This is a genomic window from Alkalihalobacterium chitinilyticum (assembly GCF_029028005.1).
GTDB classification, from domain to species: Bacteria; Bacillota; Bacilli; order Bacillales; family Bacillaceae_F; genus Alkalihalobacterium; species Alkalihalobacterium chitinilyticum.
The window spans coordinates 1-1,015 of the sequence record NZ_JAOTPO010000049.1 but is presented as its reverse complement, the minus strand read 5'-3'; the positions used below and the strand labels follow the sequence as shown (position 1 = coordinate 1,015).

Sequence of the window (1,015 nt, the reverse complement as noted above, 5' to 3'; positions counted from 1 at the left end):
CTCTATCCAGCTGAGCTAAGGGCGCATTATGGTGCCGAGGGCCGGACTTGAACCGGCACGGTAGTCACCTACCGCAGGATTTTAAGTCCTGTGTGTCTGCCAATTCCACCACCCCGGCAAAGCAGACTATTTTCTTGGAGCGGAAGACGGGACTCGAACCCGCGACCCTCACCTTGGCAAGGTGATGTTCTACCACTGAACTACTTCCGCATTAAATTGGTGCGGGTGAAGGGACTCGAACCCCCACGTCAAAGACACTAGATCCTAAGTCTAGCGCGTCTGCCAATTCCGCCACACCCGCAATATTGAAATGGTGAGCCATGAAGGACTCGAACCTTCGACCCTCTGATTAAAAGTCAGATGCTCTACCAACTGAGCTAATGGCTCTAACTAAAGTGGTGCCGGCGAGAGGACTTGAACCCCCAACCTACTGATTACAAGTCAGTTGCTCTACCAATTGAGCTACACCGGCATAATGGTGGAGGATGACGGGCTCGAACCGCCGACCCCCTGCTTGTAAGGCAGGTGCTCTCCCAGCTGAGCTAATCCTCCATTGTTACGCCTAGCGACGTCCTACTCTCACAGGGGGAAGCCCCCAACTACCATCGGCGCTGAAGAGCTTAACTTCCGTGTTCGGCATGGGAACGGGTGTGACCTCTTCGCTATCGCCACTAGACTATTAAAACTGTGATAAGCTTCGAATTTCTTCGTTGACTGCGCTCTCTGCGTTGCTCATGTACCCTTTAAACGTACATTCCGCTACTCGTGAGCTTGTCGCCTCGAACTTCTCGCTTCTAACAATTTTACTGGATTTTAATAAATCCTTATTAAATTGAGAGTGGTTCTCTCAAAACTGGATAATGGCTAGATGAATTCAACGCTTTATAAATTTGGATAAGTCCTCGACCGATTAGTATCTCTCAGCTCCACGTGTCGCCACGCTTCCACCCGAGACCTATCAACCTCATCATCTCTAAGGGGTCTTACTTACTTAACGTAATGGGAAATCTCATCT

6 tRNA genes and 2 rRNA genes are annotated in these 1,015 nt (G+C 50.0%); all 8 read right to left on the bottom strand.

Annotated features, from left to right (window positions below):
* Positions 1-29: 29 nt before the first annotated feature.
* A tRNA-Leu gene (locus tag N7Z68_RS24305) sits at positions 30-118 on the bottom strand.
* A 17-nt stretch (positions 119-135) separates the two neighbouring features.
* A tRNA-Gly gene (locus N7Z68_RS24300) sits at positions 136-210 on the bottom strand.
* A 7-nt stretch (positions 211-217) separates the two neighbouring features.
* Positions 218-301, bottom strand: a tRNA-Leu gene (locus N7Z68_RS24295).
* A gap of 10 nt (positions 302-311) precedes the next feature.
* Positions 312-387, bottom strand: a tRNA-Lys gene (locus N7Z68_RS24290).
* Positions 388-396: 9 nt separating this feature from the next.
* Positions 397-472, bottom strand: a tRNA-Thr gene (locus N7Z68_RS24285).
* A 4-nt stretch (positions 473-476) separates the two neighbouring features.
* Positions 477-552 (bottom strand) — tRNA-Val (locus N7Z68_RS24280).
* An 8-nt stretch (positions 553-560) separates the two neighbouring features.
* Positions 561-676: ribosomal RNA gene (gene rrf, locus N7Z68_RS24275) — 5S ribosomal RNA — on the bottom strand.
* A 214-nt stretch (positions 677-890) separates the two neighbouring features.
* Positions 891-1,015, bottom strand: a 23S ribosomal RNA gene (locus N7Z68_RS24270); the annotation flags it as partial.